Origin of the sequence: Providencia vermicola, assembly GCF_020381325.1 — a bacterium.
GTDB classification, from domain to species: Bacteria; Pseudomonadota; Gammaproteobacteria; order Enterobacterales; family Enterobacteriaceae; genus Providencia; species Providencia vermicola.
The window spans coordinates 38432-54807 of sequence record NZ_JAGSPI010000010.1 but is presented as its reverse complement, the minus strand read 5'-3'; the positions used below and the strand labels follow the sequence as shown (position 1 = coordinate 54807).

The window sequence follows — 16376 nt, the reverse complement described above, 5'->3', positions numbered from 1 at the left end:
AAAAACTTCTTATCTCATTATCTTGCTATTACCTCTCTACGAAAAAATAGGATAACGTTATGGTTCAGGTGTTAACAGCTCAGGATTATCGCAGTATGCCTTGGAAAAATGGGCAAGGCGTCACGTTGGAAGTGGCGAGAAGCCATGGTGAAGGGCTTGATGATTTTGACTGGCGGGTATCAATTGCGGATGTGAAAGCTGCGGGGCCTTTTTCTCATTTTTTAAATCGCCAACGTATTATTGGTGTGCTGGAAGGGAATGGGGTGACTTTGCTTGTGGATGACCAGAGCCCAGTAACGTTACAGCAAAAAGAATTCTTTGCTTTCAAGGGGGAGAGCAATGTGCATGCTGAATTAGTTAAAGGCGCTATTCGTGATTTTAATCTCATTTATAATCCTGCAAAATATTCAGCACGCCTACAGTGGGTAAATTCAGCATCGGGTAGTTCTTGGATTAGCGATGCAGCCCAAATTCTTATTTTCAGTACTGCGCCAAGTATGAGCTTGGACGTGAACTCGCAATCGTTTGTGTTAAAACATTTTGAAACGTTGTTAGTGAGAAACAATATCCAGCCACTGCAATTTTCAACCCAGCAATCTGCGGGACAGGATTTCTGCATAATAGAGTTGTTTATTAAATAGTTAGGGACTTAATGCTATTTATTTGGATGTTTTTCTAATATTTTTAGCAATAATTATTTTTTAGGGTGGGATATTACTCTGTCGATTAAATTATTTTAGTAAAAATGTTATCAAATTCATAGAACCTGTAATTATGGCTTTATTCCTATTGTTATTTTCCGCAAAATTTATAGTCTTTAGCGTCACTAAAAAAATAAGAATGGTATTTCTTAAAGGAAAAATGATCTATGAAAATGAAAGCGCTTGTCGCCGTTGCTGTCTCTGCAGTGATTTTAACTGGCTGTAAAAATATGGACCAAGGGATGTTGACTAACTCTGGAATGCAATTATTCCAAGCAGCAACACTGAGTGATTCAGATGTTAAGCAATTAAGCGATCAATCTTGTAAAGAGATGGACGCACAGAACAAAATTGCTCCGTCATCAAGCAAATATTCCAAACGTTTAGACAAAATCGCTAAAGCTCTGGGTAACGAAGTTGATGGTACACCAGTTAACTATAAAGTTTACATGACTAACGATGTAAACGCATGGGCGATGGCGAATGGTTGTGTGCGTGTATACAGCGGCCTGATGGATGTCATGAACGACAACGAAGTTGAAGGCGTTCTGGGTCATGAAATGGGTCACGTAGCATTAGGCCATACTCGTAAAGCAATGCAAGTTGCTTATGCAGCAGTTGCAGCGCGTACAGCGGCAGCATCAGCTGGCGGCGTAGTTGAACAACTGAGCGCATCACAAGTTGCTGCATTGGGTGAAAAACTGATCAACTCTCAGTTCTCTCAACACCAAGAAAGCGAAGCGGATAACTTCTCTTATGACTTACTGAAAAAACGTGGTGTGAAAACTGACGGTTTAGTAACTGGCTTTGAGAAATTAGCAAAAATGGGTAGCCAAGAGACCAGTATGTTTGACTCTCACCCACCTTCAAGTGAGCGCGCACAAAATATCCGTGACCGTATCGCTGCTGACAAAAAATAATTTTTAATTATTTTTGATAATAAGGTGCAACAATGTAAACAAGCATTGTTGCATCTATCATTTTTTCTTGCAGATATTCTTATTTCAGAGTTAGAAATCAGAACTTCCCCCGTTGTACTTCCTTAAATCACTTACTATCTTATCCATTAAATAATATTCAGGTTTTTTCATGGTGTTGCAGTTTTACGTTTGCTAAAACGCTAACAAGGAAAAAAGATGGAAAAAGTGCAGAAAATTTCCCTTCTTGCAAAAGGAATGGGAATGCTGTTATCGGGAACTTGCCGTTTATTGACAGGGGTTCGTACTCGCTGGGTTGGCTGCCAGCCTGCCATAACTCCGCGTATTTATTATGCAAATCATTCAAGCCACCTGGATGGGTTAGTTATTTGGTCTGGTTTACCGCCGCTGATGCGCCATTTTGTTCACCCTGTCGCCGCGAAAGATTATTGGGATAAAACACCATTTCGCCGTTATCTAGTGAATAACGTTTTTCGCGCTGTCCTTGTCGATAGAAAAGGGGACAAACCTGCACAAGATAATATCTTGGAGCCTCTAGAGTCCGTTTTGGCAGCAAAACACTCATTGATATTTTTCCCCGAGGGAACTCGTGGTAATGGTGAAGCGCTAGGCCAATTCAAAAGTGGTTTGTACCATTTAGCGAAAAAATATCCCGATGTTCAGGTCGTCCCCATCTACCTTGAAAACCTTAACCGCGTATTACCGAAAGGGTCTAAATTAGTTGTGCCTGTTATTTGCTCTGCGGTAGTCGGTAAGCCTATCTCTCCTTTAACCGAAACTGAAAATAAAACTGAATTTTTGCAACGCGCCAAAGAAGCGCTTGAGGAGTTGATGCCATGAGCGATTGGGACAGCGAATTAGCCTTACTGTTATCGGGTGTGTTTGGAATATTAGTCTTTGCGAGTGTCGTTGGTGGGATCTTGGCTTACCGTTATTCTGGTGATAAAAGTAATCCAACCATTGATAACCTGAATGCTCGTATCCGGGCATGGTGGGTGATGTGTATTATCTGCGTATTGGCGGTAGTACTTGGTAATATTGCGGTCGTTATTTTATTTGCATTGATATCATTCTTTGCGTTGCGCGAGTTTATTACTTTAACGCCAACACGGCGAAGTGATCATGAAGCGTTATTCTGGTGTTTCTTTATTTTCATTCCGTTGCAATACCTTCTGGTCGGTATTGAGTGGTATGGGATGTTTTCAATTTTTGTGCCTGTGTTTGTTTTCCTCTTTTTACCTACACGTATTGCACTCGCAGGGGATACCTTTCATTTTCTTGAGCGCACGGCAAAAATTCAATGGGGGATGTTGGTGACGGTTTTCTGTTTAAGCCACGTTCCCGCGTTGTTGATGCTCAATATTGAGGGTTATGAAGGGGAGGGTGTGAAATTATTGCTCTTCTTAATTATTGTGACGCAAATTTCCGATGTCTTGCAGTATGTATTCGGTAAACTGATGGGTAAACGTCCGATTGTACCTAAATTGAGCCCAAATAAGACGATCGAAGGCTTTGTTGGTGGGATCTTATCCTCTGTACTGATTGGAATTTGCTTATATTGGGTTACGCCATTTAGTTGGTGGGTTGCTGGTTTAATGTCATTGGCGATCACGATTATGGGGTTTGTGGGGGGTTTATGTATGTCAGCCATTAAACGAGACAGCGGAATTAAAGACTTCGGGGCAATTATTGAAGGCCATGGTGGGATGCTAGACCGAATAGATTCACTGTGTTTCGCTGCTCCAATATTTTTCCATTTAACGCGTTATTATTACACATAACGGTGTTTAATTTTCGTTTTTGTTCGTTCACTGAGATAAAGCACCAAATGGTGCTTTTCTTTTGCTTTACGGCTACAGCACGCGATAAATTAAAGTGGTATTATCTGCACTTAATTTGTGTTTCAAACTAAGGCGCCCGTAGTGTATTGTTGCTTTAATTTATTTAGAACCTCTTTTAAGAGGGAAAAGTTTACCTATTGAGGTCATTGACTAGAATTATGTAAACTGGATCACAATAAAACACAAAAGCTTGATGGAAAGCAGATGCATAATCTTAACTTTGCCGTATTATGCCAGCTGTTGAATCAATTCAGCTGTCGGTTTTAAGCGGGTTATTGGGCGATTTAACGGTTTTTCATAGATTTGCAATTTTATATTCATTAATCAGAGGTCATCATGGTCAAGCAGATTAAAAGAATTGGGGTTTTAACGAGTGGTGGCGATGCACCAGGTATGAATGCCGCGATCCGTGGTGTGGTACGTGCTGCTTTAGGTGAAGGCCTAGAAGTGATGGGTATTTTTGATGGGTACCTTGGCCTGTATGAAAACCGCATGAAACAATTAGATAGATACAGCGTATCGGATATGATCAACCGCGGTGGCACCTTTTTAGGCTCAGCTCGTTTCCCACAATTCCGTGATGAAAAAGTACGTGCAATAGCCTTTGAAAATCTGAAGAAAAACCATATTGATGCGCTAGTCGTTATTGGTGGTGACGGTTCCTATTTGGGGGCGAAAGCACTGACCGAAGCTGGTTTCCCGTGCATTGGTCTACCAGGCACAATCGATAATGACGTTGCAGGAACCGATTACACCATTGGTTATTTTACTGCGCTTGAAACCGTTGTTGAAGCCATTGACCGCCTGCGTGATACCTCTACATCTCATAAACGTATCTCTATTGTTGAAGTGATGGGGCGTTACTGTGGTGATTTAACATTATCTGCGGCGATCGCGGGCGGGTGCGAATTCCTCGTATTGCCTGAGCAAGAAATGGCGTTCGATCGCGAAGAATTGTTATCTGAAATCAAACGCGGTATTGAAAAAGGCAAACGCCATGCAATTGTTGCTATCACTGAACACGTTTGTGACGTAGGCGAGTTAGCCAAATATATTGAGCAAGAAACACACCACGAAACTCGCGCAACGGTTCTTGGCCATATTCAACGCGGTGGTTCGCCAGTGGCTTATGACCGTATTTTAGCATCACGCATGGGCGCATACTCCATTCAATTATTACTTGAAGGCTACGGCGGCCGCTGCGTGGGTATCCAAAATGAGAAATTGGTTCACCATGATATCATTGATGCGGTAATGAATATGAAACGCGTCTTTAAGAAGGATTGGTTTGATACAGCTAAGAAGCTCTACTAAAATCTTCGTCATATTTCAAGCTGTAGGGGTGTTGGCTACGCACACTAACCCTAGTCACATACTTATGTATGCTCCTAGGGATTAGCTTTGCTTGCCGCCTACCTACAACTTGAACTATTTAGAAGAGGATCTTCGTCATACTTTGAGCTGTGACGTTGTTGGCTGTTCTCGGCTACTCGGGTCACATACTTATGTATGCTCCCCGAGCTATCCTCGTTTGCCGCCTAGTCACAACTCAAATTATTTAGAAGATGGATCTTCTTTATATTTCAAGCTGTAGGGGTGTTGGCTACGCACACTAACCCTAGTCACATACTTATGTATGCTCCTAGGGATTAACTTTGCTTGCCGCCTACTTACAACTTGAACTATTTAGAAGAGGATCTTCGTCATACTTTGAGCTGTGACGTTGTTGGCTGTTCTCGGCTACTCGGGTCACATACTTATGTATGCTCCCCGAGCTATCCTCGTTTACCGCCTAGTCACAACTCAAATTATTTAGAAGATGGATCTTCTCTATATTTTAAGCTGTAGGAGGTTGGCTACGCTCACTAACCCTAGTCACATATTTATGTATGCTCCCTGAGCTATCCTCGTTTGCCGCCTAGTCACAACTTAAATCTCCCCCTTGCCTGTTCACATATTCCCCACAAGCATAAGTTTTTCTTTTTAATTATTTCCAGTTATTGATTCTATCTGTCAGCCTCGCCTTATCAACAATCTGATGAGGGCTCAAAATGGCACGTTCATGGCAGGTAACAAAATCACAATTAACGACCGCATTGTTATTAATATTGACGACGGGGGCTTGGGCGAAAAATATTCAACTGTTGAATGTGTCTTATGATCCTACGCGTGAGTTCTATCAGCAATATAATCAGGAGTTTAGTGATTATTGGCAAAAGAAAACGGGGGATACTGTTACTGTGCGTCAGTCTCATGGTGGATCTGGTAAACAAGCTATCTCAGTTATTAATGGGTTAGAGGCGGATGTTGTTACGTTAGCCTTAGCCTATGACGTGGATGCTATTGCGCAAAGTGGGCGAATAGATAAAAACTGGATAGAAAAACTCCCCGATAACTCAGCTCCTTATACCTCAACGATTGTCTTTTTGGTCCGTAAAGATAATCCGAAAAACATTCGTGATTGGGATGATTTAGTCCGCAAAGATGTCTCTGTGGTGACGCCAAATCCGAAAACTTCAGGCGGTGCACGATGGAATTATTTAGCGGCTTGGGGTTATGCACTAAATAAAAATCAACAAGATCCTGAAAAAGCGAAGCAATTTGTGAAGCAGCTTTACCAAAACGTGGAAGTATTAGATTCCGGGGCTAGAGGGGCGACAAATAGCTTTGTTGAACGCGGCATTGGTGATGTATTAATTGCCTGGGAAAATGAAGCGTTACTTGCTATTAATGAATTAGGTGAAAATGGCCAGTTTGAAGTGGTTACACCCAGTATTTCCATCTTAGCAGAGCCAACGGTCACAGTTGTTGATAAAACAGTTGATAAGCGTGATCGCAGAGAGGTCGCAGAGGCCTATCTTACACATCTTTATTCACCAGAAGGGCAAGAAATTGCAGCTAAGAATTATTACCGACCACGAGATAGTGAAGTTGCAAAAAAATATCAACAGCAGTTTCCAGAATTGAAGTTGCTAACGGTAGATAAGGATTTCGGCGGCTGGCAGGCAGCGCAAAAAACGCATTTTGCGAATGGGGGGGTGTTTGACGAGATAATCCAACGCTAATACTCGTCATATTTCAATTTGTAGGGGTGTTGGCTTCACTCACTCACCCTAGTCACATACTGGTGTATGCTCCTAGGGATTCGCTTAGCTCGCCGCCTACCTACAATTTGAACTATTTAGAGTATTAATATTCGTCATATTTTGAGCCGCAGCGTTGTTAGCTGCGTGCGCTCACCCTAGTCACATACTGGTGTATGCTTCTAGGGATTCGCTTACTTGCCGCCTAGCTGCAACTCAAACTATTTTGAAAATTGGTATTTTAATATTTTAAACCGAGAGTCACATACTTATGTGTACTAACTAGTACGGTTACCAAAGGTATTTTACGCCAATTTTCCCAAGATAAAGCGTCTGTTTATTATTATTACCTGATGTTGTGCCATCATCTTTTGGATGTTTCCATGTTGAGGGCTCATAGGCGACACCACCCCATAATGTTAAGGATGGAGTGGCTTGATATTCGATATTTGTTCCTAGACGAAAACCGTTGTTAATTTTTTGAACAAGATAGAAATGTTTATCATAAGTATCTTCTTGTATCGCGTAGCGAATATAAGGTGTGATATGCCAATTGGATTTTAAGGTAAAAGGCAAATAAGCACGAATTTGTGATTGCAGGAACCGAGTGCTGAAATTTTTATCCCATGTTTTGTCGTAATAAAACGTAAGCTTTGCTTTTAAATTATCTGAGTGTTGGTAAGTTGCTCCAAATTCTGTTTCTGCTTCATGGCTATTAGAACTGAAATAATTACTGTAATAATAAGAAAGCCAGAAATTAAAAGACCATTTATCATTAAAATGATAGTTACCTGCTGGTGTTAGTGCGTATAAGCTATTTGAAGAGCGTACTTTGGTTCCTGGTGGGGAGTCATTAGATTCTTTTCGATATCGGGCGCCAATTTCAATGTCCGATTGTGGTGTTTTAACAAATTGTTTTGTAATGTCAAGTTGAGTGCGGCTACGAAGATAAGAATCACGGGAAGTACTGAAATTACGCCCATGGTTTCTCAGTGATTCGCGGTGTTCTAAGTCAAAGCGCCATTGAGATGCTGGGTTTGTCAGGGATAATTGGCCTACAGTACTGATTTTATCGTACACTTTATTTTTGAATGCATCGACTTGCCCTTGATATTCTTCTATTTCCATATAAACATTGGTTTTAATTCGCCAAAAATCATTATTTGTTTCTGAAAAGCAAATGGCTGGAAATATAATTATAATATTAAATGCTAAGCTAATTATATATTTCATTTTTATCCTTTAAAGTAAACTTTATAAATTTTTATTTACTAATTTGTTAAGCAGGATAAATTTGAATTAAACTTTCAGTAGTGTCTATTGTTATTATTTGATAGTGGATAAACTAAAGAGATAAATATTATGTTTATGTCTTTGAATTTAATGAGTTTATTCTTTTTTATTTTTTTGTTGGGTAATGAATTTTCTCAAGCGTTTGATTTTGGATTTAATTGTGATTTAAATTATTCTTAACTTTAATAATTAAAAATTGCTACTCGTTAAATAAAAAAACCGCCAATAATGGCGGCTAATCATTAGAAAATAAAATAAATCTATTTTGTTTTTTTCGCTTCAGCGGCTGCTTTGACAATGACAGCAAATGCATCTGCTTTCAGGGATGCGCCACCCACTAATGCGCCATCGATATCTGGCTGAGTAAATAATTCAGCCGCATTGCTTGCATTGACTGAGCCGCCGTATTGGATGATGACTTGTTCAGCAATCGCCGCATCTTTTTTCGCAATATGGGTACGAATGAATTTATGAATAGCTTGTGCTTGTGCTGGCGTTGCGGATTTGCCTGTACCGATAGCCCAAATTGGTTCATATGCGATGACAGCACCTTGGAATGCTTGTGCGCCTAAAGTGTTCAGCACTGCGTCAATTTGACGAGCACAAACTTCTTCAGTTTTACCTGCTTCATTTTCCGCTTCGGTTTCACCAATACACAGAACAGGAATTAAGCCTTGTTCTTTAAGTACTGCGAATTTTTGTGCAACAAACTCATCACTCTCTTTGTGGTAAGTACGGCGCTCAGAGTGGCCAATAATAATATATTTTGCACCTACATCTTTAAGCATTTCAGCCGATGTTTCGCCAGTGAATGCGCCAGACAAGTTGACGTCAACGTTTTGTGCACCTAATGCAATACGGCTGCCCGCTAGAGCATGTTTTGCTTGAGTCAGGTAGATTGCGGGTGGCGCGATAGCTACATCACAGCCATCGACGCTGCTCAGTTCGTTACGCAGACCAGCGATCAGGTCATTGACCATATGGGTGCTGCCGTTTAATTTCCAGTTACCCATTACCAATGGATGTCGCATGTTATTTCCTCCAACCAGAGAGTTTGAATGATTAATCAATAAGTTATTCATTGCGCATTAATGTTGCCAACGCAACGGGACAGTTTTGTCGCCATTCACCTTAAGTATTATAAGAACATTAGGGCATAATAGCTTTGCTTTTCATCATGCTTGTTCTTAGAGCGTGATCACAGTCTGTTTAGGGTGTTTGTTGCTCTAGCTTAATCGGTTCAACAGCAAAAGTAAGCACATTATTGTCACTTTTTACTAAAATATATCGCAGTTCGCCTAACCGAGCTTCTTCTGCACGGATTGGGTTTTGATCAGCCATAAATTTATTTAAGGCAGTGGTTAGCTCTGGGGCTTTATCTAAAGAAACATCTGGGGCAAATTGATGGATGATTGCAAGCGTATAGCGTTCCATTAATTGGCGATTTTCTTGGGCTTCTTGTACGTTATCTGTTGGGAGTAAGGTGATTTGTAAGCTTTTAATTTTTTCACTACCGCGTTCTAACACCGCAGAAGAATAAATTTGTTGATTGATACGGGAAGCGGCACGAATATAAGGAGCAGCGATGTCTTGGCTTGCAATAACTTTATATTCATGAAGATATAAATCTTTATAGGTGCGATTAAATTGATTGCGTAATTCAGGAATGGTGAGGTCAAAAGAAGCCGCATCAGGGGCTAAGTAAGCGACCTCAAAATCAGTATCAGGTAAGGTTGGCACTTTTTGGGCGAATGCCAACGGTGGCGCACTGAGTGTAAAAATGGTTATGATGGCGGATATCGAACGAATTAAGGTTTGAGTCATTTTTTTGCCACTCATTCTTTGGGTTTTCACATTGTATCAGGATTATAAGTAATGACATTACAACAATGGGCTTTTTCCTTCAAAGGTCGAATAGGGCGGCGACCATTTTGGGTCGGTATCGCTGCCAGCTTTATTTTGGTGGCCGTGATTGTCCTGTTACAGAATACGTTTTTATTACCTGAAATGGTTACTCTTTTTCTTTTTGTCCTCTTGCTTTATCCTTTAGCCGCAATTTTTTCAAAGCGCCTACACGATAGAGGAAAATCAGGTGGGTGGTTCGCATTAATTGTATTGGCTTTTGCGCTTTATTCAATGGATGTCAGCCTGTTTGAGCCTATTTGGCAGTGGGGAATTGGGCGATTCTTACCCCTATTTATTGCGATGATTATGCTATTGGATTGTGGTGTGTTTGTCGGAATGGATAGTGCAAATAAATATGGTGAAAAAACTGAGGCTGTGAATTATTTATAACGCATTGACTACCCTGAAATTATTCAGGGTAGTGTTTATCTCTTTTTACCAGTATTGCTCGCTGGAAATATGACCCGGCTTACGGCGTAAGTGCTTAATCATTCCATGGCTATTTTTTAGCGTATCTCGTGTGTCACGTACCATTTCAGGGTTACCACATAACATTACATGGCAAGTTTCAGGCGAAAGGGATAAACCAACCGCATTTTCGAGAGCATGACTTTCAATTAAGGCTGGGACTCGACCATGCAAAGATGTTTGGGTTTGCTCTCGACTGACAACAGTAACAATTTTTAATTTTCCTTGGTACTGTTGCTCAAGTTCCTGCATTAATGGCAGATAGCTCAAGTCTTTTTCATATCGAACAGCGTGCAATAAAACGATTTTTTCAAATCGTTCAAGATCCTTTCCTTCTTGTAAGATTGATAAAAATGGGCCAATAGCTGTCCCAGTTGAAAGCATCCATAAATTTTTACACGCTGGAATTTCATCTAAGACAAAAAAACCCGCCGCTTCATCTGTTATTTGTAGTGTATCGTTAGGTTTTAGCTGTGCTAATTTGGGGCTCAGTTTGCCCTCGGGAACAATCACAAAATAAAACTCAAGTCGGTTATCGCTGGGGGCATTCACATAAGAATAGGCACGTTGAATTCGTTCTCCCTCGATTTCAAGGCCAAGTTTAGCGTATTGTCCTGCAGTAAAAGGTTTAATGGGGGCGTCGATGACAAGGCTAAACAATGTATCCGTCCAAAACTTGGCTTCAATCACTTTCCCAGTTACCCAATTTGCCATAAATCCACCTCTTATTATTTCAAAATCAATCCCGCTAAGTGAGTGATGTTTTACTTTAAGTTAGTCGGGGTATTGCTCATTAGGATTTAATACTAAAACAGTTCACTATTTATGCTTATCGATAACGTGTTCTAGTGATTTATTCTTAATAATAGTTATTTATTAATTTTAATGTACAGTTATGTTGACAGACATGGCGAATATAGCTGCCATTGGTGTATAAACTAAAATGTCGAGCTACTTAGAAAAAATCGTAAATTTTGTTATCTTAATCACATTAGAGCAAAACGTGCTATCTCTTGTTTATCTGGGGTAGTTCTAATGTGTAAAAACAATATTTAAATATTCGTCATTAAATTCCAATATTTGGTTTGTATTATTAACTTTTAATAATACTGGGTTGCTGTGTGTCTGGAATTTTTGCCTGTGTCTGAGAGAAAAATGAGAAAGCTGGAACATTTCAATCTGTTATTAATGCTTATTGCATTGGCGGCTGTTGGCCAAATGACGCAAACTATTTATGTCCCTGTGATTGCTGAAATTGCAGTGTACTTTGACGAACCTTCTGGTGCCGTCCAGAAGGTGATGGCGGCATATTTATTTTCATATGGTTTTTCGCAACTATTATATGGGCCATTATCCGACCAAATTGGTCGTCGTCCTGTTATTTTAGCGGGGCTGACTATTTTCTTATTTTCGACCATTGTGGCGATTTTTGCGCCGACTCTAAATACGCTCACTATCGCAAGCGGCATGCAAGGCCTTGGTACAGGGGTGGCGGGTGTTATGGCGAGAACCATGCCCCGAGATTTATATAAAGGCACGGCATTGCGCTATGCAAATAGTTTATTAAATATGGGTGTCTTGGTAAGTCCATTATTAGCGCCGATGTTTGGTGGAATATTGGCTCACTTTTTTGGTTGGCATGCCTGTTATATTTTCCTATTTATCCTAGGTGCGGGTGTATTATTTAGCATGTATCGGTGGTTACCTGAAACGCGGCCTGTATCCCCAGAAAAACGTAAAATGTTGGCGTCATATTGTGAGTTACTCTCTAATGGGGCATTTTTGTCTTATTTATCGATGTTAATTGGTGCGCTGGCGGGAATTGCCGTTTTTGAAGCGAGTAGCGGTGTTTTAATGGGTGGTGTGTTGGGCCTCAGTAGCATTACCGTCAGTATTTTATTTATATTACCTATCCCCGCCGCCTTTTTTGGTGCGTGGTATGCAGGACGTGAAGGAAAAACGTTCTACAACTTGATGTGGCAATCGGTATTAATTTGTTTGCTGGCAGGTTTACTGATGTGGATACCGAGTTGGTTTGGCGTCATGAATACGTGGACGTTGTTAGTTCCCGCCGCTGTATTTTTCTTTGGTGCAGGCATGTTATTCCCGCTTGCGACCACAGGGGCGATGGAGCCATTCCCCTATTTAGCGGGCGCTGCGGGCGCACTTGTGGGGGGCTTACAAAATGTCGGTTCTGGGGTTGCAACATGGGTTTCTTCATTAATGCCTCAGAATGGGCAATTTAGTCTTGGTTTGCTGATGTTTTTGATGTCGGCTCTTGTACTCTTGTGTTGGTTGCCGCTGGCTCGCCGTATGGGGCATTCGGAAAGAACAGTTTAATATTAAATGGTTAGGCGGGGGCCCCGCCTAATTATTTATTGAGTCGGTATACCCGCTAAATAGAGTTTCGGTGTGGCGATATCGGATGATGAAGTCGCCGTGTATGCCTCCTGTGTTGGAAGCGCCGATATAAGTTCCGCTTGGTTGGCGAGTGCATTAAACACAACTGGGCGGTGATAATCTAAAAATGTTTTATCCTCTGTTAGCGGTAAGTTTTTGTCTTGTACAAGCCAGATTTTCCTCGCGTTGATACTATCTTGTAAATGTGAGTCAATATGAATAATGATATCAGTGCACTCTAAGCCTGGTGTGCTGTCAATGGTTCCTCTTACTGTTAATGTCATCTTTTCATGTGAAAAGTACCAATCCTCTAGTGGCGTCTTTTCTTGTTGTTCACCTTTTTTATCGACCATCTTTAGAGTTACCCAATAACGATACTCACCTTCAGGTAATGATAAGTTCGTTATGTCAATTTCTTGGTGGATATTCATATCAGCAATCAATGATTGTTCAGCGCGGACGGCGATACATATAACTTCCTGTGATGTTTCTATCTGTTTATTGAGGTGGTTTATTGGCGTGAAAGATTGAGAGGTATACAGGTTATCTTTTTGGCCAAATGGGTCAGACAAAGAAAAATATTGTTGATGTAGTTTGCCGCCTACAACCCAGTTTGCTTTTAGTGCACTTAGTGGTGTAATTTTTTCTTTATTTACTTTACCCGTTGAAAAATCAATAGAATCTACATCTGTACTTGCCCAAAAAAGTGTATTTCCTTGCCAATAATTATCTAAAATGAGTCTCTCTGGCAATTCATCAGTGTGGCTATTTGCAAATAGACGATTTGCCAATGACGAAGGGTTGGTATATTGGGCGATCTCTTGCCCCAGCTCTTTTTGGGGATTGAGCTGGTATAACGCGAATTTAACCAGCTCACCTTTGTCTGCAATATTTAAGCTAATATCATTTTCATATATTTTGACTTGTAATTTTTCTGTGATTAAGCCATTCGATGTTGCATAAGTCACCACAATGGCATGACTATGATAGGGGTAATAAGGGCGGCCTTTACCCGTTTCCAGGTTATGATAATCAGCGGGTAGGTTACCGATTGTACGGTCTACCAGTAACGTATTATAAGGATGAGGAATGCCATCTTTGGAGGCGAACTGACCGCGAAGCCAATACACAGGTACATCGCGCTGATGGGGCCATTCATCGATATTTTTGTATGGATAATATTGGGTGAAGTTTTCCTGCGTTAAGGTTTCCCACTGCTTTTTTGAATCATCCCAATGTTGGTAAAAACCATCCCCTGCAAAGTTGTTATCCTCAATATCTTCCCCTTTAGTGTGGTTCGGTTGCCAGCGTGTTTTTTGGCTTAAAAATTGCAAAATGCGTTGGTTAAAATAATCAGAGTGGGGCAAAAATGCATCATATTGTTCGCTAGTAAAATAGGAATGGCTGGCGTACATCGCTGGGTAAAGGGGAATAGTGTTTCCATGTTTATCTTGGTATTGATAAGTGGAATAGTGCTGACGGTGCTGGTTATAGGCAGGCGTTGGGCCGTGAGCTGTTGGGTCATAAGGGTATTTCGTATTTTTAACATTAGTATGAGGTAAGCCTAACCCATGGCCAAAGATTTCATGCCATAAGGTTGTTGGCTTATGTATGCCGCCGCCTACATGTCGCCTTGCCAAGCCGAGAACATGATAACGGAGTGATGCGGTAAAGGGGTGGATCGCCGAATAATGGTAAATTGCATCTGAATGATTTGAATCGTGAAATTGTGAACTATTTAAATATGCCCAGTTGATTTGTGAGTCGAGATGGTTGGGAACTTTTTTGGGGTCATCATATTTAGGGTGAATTAAATTTTCTGCGTCATAAATGAGCTCTTTATAAGGATGCACGCTTGGGTTTCGAGTGGTTACAGGGGAGCTATACAGGGTGAGTTGCTTAACTGGTAATATCGCCACCGCTTCTTGTCCCCAGCTCAGTGGAGAGTAGGCATAAATACCGTGGCCGTGCTGGTATAGAGTATGGTTATCAACATAGGCAGTGATATGACTATCCAATGTCACGTTGGGTGAAATGAGCCCGTATTGGTTTGTTTCTGGGGTAATCAAGGCTTTTCGGTTGGCAACGATAACAATTTGAAAACCAGGTTGTACCCACTCACCTTTTATGGGTGCGGTAAAACTTTGGGCGTGCTGGTGGTAGGCTAAGGGATTCATGGTATTAGGGAGGGGGGTTAATTGAGTTGGTAGGTTGTCAGGCCCCGTCATAGCGACTCGTGCCAATATTTTTTTTTCTTTATTGCTGACAATAGCCACTAAATCAGGGGAATTAGCGGAATAGGGGTGCGTGATATCCACTTTGAGCAGTGCCCAACGGTTAGCGGTTAGGCTAAAATAAGGGTCATTCGGTGACTGTAAGTGAGTTTGCGCCAGTTGAATACCATGAACCTGCATACCTTCTGGTGTGGGGTGATATCGTCGCTTGGGAGCCTGATAAATCGGGTCTGAAAGGGCAAAGGTTCGTTTTCCAGGTATAACGATTTGGGGAGCTTCATCCGTTTGTAAATGAATGGAAATTGGTTCAGATTGGCGACCATCGTGGCGGATTGTCACTAAATCAAATTGATCTGGGTTTGATCTCAATGCAGTTTCATGGGGGGTATAGATCCATTTTCCAGTTTGCGGATCGATAGTCACATCGCCAAACTTAGCCTGCTCAAGAACCTGATATCGCTGAATATTATCATGCTGAGCTAATTGCCCTGTTACCGTGCCAATAATCAGTTGATTGGGAAGTTTATGGGTGTTTTCAGCCACCAAAATCGGTAGTATTTGTTCCCCTCGCTGTTGCTTTAGCTGAAATTGTGAAAAAACAATGTGCTTTCCCGTCATATTCAGCGTGTTATTTTGATATCTCACTGTGATGGGATTTTGCTGTAATGCTACTATCTCTTGATTTACATTGAATTCAATCGCTTGAGCTATAGAATTCCATGATGTGTGGCGTCCAAGGGGGATATCATGCAGCGTAATAAGTGGTTTTCCATCAATATTGTGAATGGCAATCGAAAAATACTGCGCATTTTCCAATAATTCATCGGTTAATTTGAGCGAATTGATTGAGGCAGGGGGAAGCGTAATGGTGTGTTGGTAACCATGGTGTTTCACTCGCGATGGCCAAATTTTATTTTGCTCTACAGGGGATAATTCAGCTATCAATTGCTGGACTGGTTGAGATACTGCTTTTTGGCTATCTCGAATGATTAACAGGCCCCCCCCAGTTAATTCTAGCCAGTGACGAATTAATTCAACTTGTTTATCGTTGGCGCTTTCAGAAAGCACCACGATATCATAATGGCGGTGCCACTGACCGCTGGGTAGCAGTAAATCAGCAATTTGTTCTTGAGCGCGGGGCTCGCCTTCTCGCCATTCGTGGGGTGAATTAAAACTATCAATAAATAGGCCTTGTTGTGAATGAAAGTGAAAACCTGAAAATGCCTCCTCGGGTAGGGTGCTAAGTACAAAGTGATACTTAGTTTCTCCAATCATTCTAGGCTTATCAATTAGCCAGCTGAATAGGCCATGTGATGCTGTTGCTTCCTGAGTGGACACGGGATTTTTTTGTAATGCGGCCAACCATGGTGAATTCGAATCCAGTACTGCGACTCTACCTCTATTTCGATATAACCCTAGCTTTAATACTTTCTGTTGTTTTTGTTGGTCATCCATAACCTTGTACCTTTCATAAAATACGTCATTTTATGTACATATGAAGCAGCGATTTTAA

Annotated in this window: 13 protein-coding genes; 8 read left to right on the top strand and 5 right to left on the bottom strand. The window is 41.1% G+C overall.

Translation table 11 applies throughout. The features are described from left to right. Positions 1 to 59: 59 nt before the first annotated feature. From KDJ85_RS15145 to KDJ85_RS15120, 6 genes are all read left to right on the top strand, one after another. Positions 60 to 641 (top strand): HutD/Ves family protein, encoded by a 582-nt coding sequence (locus KDJ85_RS15145; protein WP_225820367.1) that lies wholly within the window; start codon positions 60 to 62, stop codon positions 639 to 641. A gap of 227 nt (positions 642 to 868) precedes the next feature. Further along, positions 869 to 1621, top strand: coding sequence for a metalloprotease LoiP (loiP, locus tag KDJ85_RS15140; protein ID WP_047756827.1), 753 nt, complete (start codon positions 869 to 871; stop codon positions 1619 to 1621). A 216-nt stretch (positions 1622 to 1837) separates the two neighbouring features. Beyond that, complete coding sequence (locus tag KDJ85_RS15135) at positions 1838 to 2479, top strand: lysophospholipid acyltransferase family protein (protein WP_225820366.1); 642 nt, start codon at positions 1838 to 1840, stop codon at positions 2477 to 2479. Continuing rightward, positions 2476 to 3420 (top strand): phosphatidate cytidylyltransferase, encoded by a 945-nt coding sequence (locus KDJ85_RS15130; RefSeq protein ID WP_225820365.1) that lies wholly within the window; start codon positions 2476 to 2478, stop codon positions 3418 to 3420. The genes KDJ85_RS15135 and KDJ85_RS15130 overlap by 4 nt, the downstream gene beginning before the upstream one ends. Positions 3421 to 3816: 396 nt before the next feature. Continuing rightward, positions 3817 to 4794 carry a 6-phosphofructokinase gene (pfkA, locus tag KDJ85_RS15125; RefSeq protein ID WP_047756829.1) on the top strand — a complete coding sequence of 326 codons (978 nt, stop codon included), beginning with the start codon at positions 3817 to 3819 and terminating at the stop codon, positions 4792 to 4794. Between the two features lie 737 nt (positions 4795 to 5531). Beyond that, positions 5532 to 6545, top strand: a complete 1014-nt coding sequence (locus tag KDJ85_RS15120; protein WP_225820364.1) for a sulfate ABC transporter substrate-binding protein — start codon at positions 5532 to 5534, stop codon at positions 6543 to 6545. Positions 6546 to 6854: 309 nt separating this feature from the next. On the opposite strand, the gene KDJ85_RS15115 is transcribed toward KDJ85_RS15120, so the two are convergent. The 3 genes from KDJ85_RS15115 to KDJ85_RS15105 form a co-directional block, all read right to left on the bottom strand. Next, positions 6855 to 7796 carry an autotransporter outer membrane beta-barrel domain-containing protein gene (locus tag KDJ85_RS15115; protein ID WP_225820363.1) on the bottom strand — a complete coding sequence of 314 codons (942 nt, stop codon included), beginning with the start codon at positions 7794 to 7796 and terminating at the stop codon, positions 6855 to 6857. Between the two features lie 320 nt (positions 7797 to 8116). Further along, the gene (gene tpiA / locus KDJ85_RS15110) at positions 8117 to 8887 is read right to left on the bottom strand and encodes a triose-phosphate isomerase (protein WP_206085953.1); all 771 of its coding nucleotides are present in this window, start codon (positions 8885 to 8887) and stop codon (positions 8117 to 8119) included. A 178-nt stretch (positions 8888 to 9065) separates the two neighbouring features. Continuing rightward, entirely contained in the window at positions 9066 to 9680 is a 615-nt protein-coding gene (locus KDJ85_RS15105) for a DUF1454 family protein (RefSeq protein ID WP_225820362.1), read from the bottom strand. A 51-nt stretch (positions 9681 to 9731) separates the two neighbouring features. Here KDJ85_RS15105 and KDJ85_RS15100 point away from each other — a divergent pair, with 51 nt between their 5' ends. Then, entirely contained in the window at positions 9732 to 10151 is a 420-nt protein-coding gene (locus tag KDJ85_RS15100) for a DUF805 domain-containing protein (protein ID WP_225820361.1), read from the top strand. A 45-nt stretch (positions 10152 to 10196) separates the two neighbouring features. Here the strand turns inward: KDJ85_RS15100 and fpr are convergent, their stop codons facing one another. Beyond that, positions 10197 to 10943 carry a ferredoxin--NADP(+) reductase gene (gene fpr, locus KDJ85_RS15095; RefSeq protein ID WP_225820360.1) on the bottom strand — a complete coding sequence of 249 codons (747 nt, stop codon included), beginning with the start codon at positions 10941 to 10943 and terminating at the stop codon, positions 10197 to 10199. Between the two features lie 441 nt (positions 10944 to 11384). Here fpr and emrD point away from each other — a divergent pair, with 441 nt between their 5' ends. Beyond that, positions 11385 to 12569, top strand: a complete 1185-nt coding sequence (emrD, locus tag KDJ85_RS15090; RefSeq protein ID WP_225820359.1) for a multidrug efflux MFS transporter EmrD — start codon at positions 11385 to 11387, stop codon at positions 12567 to 12569. A 35-nt stretch (positions 12570 to 12604) separates the two neighbouring features. On the opposite strand, the gene KDJ85_RS15085 is transcribed toward emrD, so the two are convergent. Continuing rightward, complete coding sequence (locus KDJ85_RS15085; protein ID WP_225820358.1) at positions 12605 to 16318, bottom strand: hypothetical protein; 3714 nt, start codon at positions 16316 to 16318, stop codon at positions 12605 to 12607. Between the last annotated feature and the right edge of the window lie 58 nt (positions 16319 to 16376).

Coding starts and splice junctions, on each gene's coding strand:
- KDJ85_RS15145 (WP_225820367.1), top strand. CDS start 60: ATGGTTCAGGTGTTAACAGCTCAGGATTATCGCAGTATGCCTTGGAAA.
- loiP (WP_047756827.1), top strand. CDS start 869: ATGAAAATGAAAGCGCTTGTCGCCGTTGCTGTCTCTGCAGTGATTTTA.
- KDJ85_RS15135 (WP_225820366.1), top strand. CDS start 1,838: ATGGAAAAAGTGCAGAAAATTTCCCTTCTTGCAAAAGGAATGGGAATG.
- KDJ85_RS15130 (WP_225820365.1), top strand. CDS start 2,476: ATGAGCGATTGGGACAGCGAATTAGCCTTACTGTTATCGGGTGTGTTT.
- pfkA (WP_047756829.1), top strand. CDS start 3,817: ATGGTCAAGCAGATTAAAAGAATTGGGGTTTTAACGAGTGGTGGCGAT.
- KDJ85_RS15120 (WP_225820364.1), top strand. CDS start 5,532: ATGGCACGTTCATGGCAGGTAACAAAATCACAATTAACGACCGCATTG.
- KDJ85_RS15115 (WP_225820363.1), bottom strand. CDS start 7,796: ATGAAATATATAATTAGCTTAGCATTTAATATTATAATTATATTTCCA.
- tpiA (WP_206085953.1), bottom strand. CDS start 8,887: ATGCGACATCCATTGGTAATGGGTAACTGGAAATTAAACGGCAGCACC.
- KDJ85_RS15105 (WP_225820362.1), bottom strand. CDS start 9,680: ATGACTCAAACCTTAATTCGTTCGATATCCGCCATCATAACCATTTTT.
- KDJ85_RS15100 (WP_225820361.1), top strand. CDS start 9,732: ATGACATTACAACAATGGGCTTTTTCCTTCAAAGGTCGAATAGGGCGG.
- fpr (WP_225820360.1), bottom strand. CDS start 10,943: ATGGCAAATTGGGTAACTGGGAAAGTGATTGAAGCCAAGTTTTGGACG.
- emrD (WP_225820359.1), top strand. CDS start 11,385: ATGAGAAAGCTGGAACATTTCAATCTGTTATTAATGCTTATTGCATTG.
- KDJ85_RS15085 (WP_225820358.1), bottom strand. CDS start 16,318: ATGGATGACCAACAAAAACAACAGAAAGTATTAAAGCTAGGGTTATAT.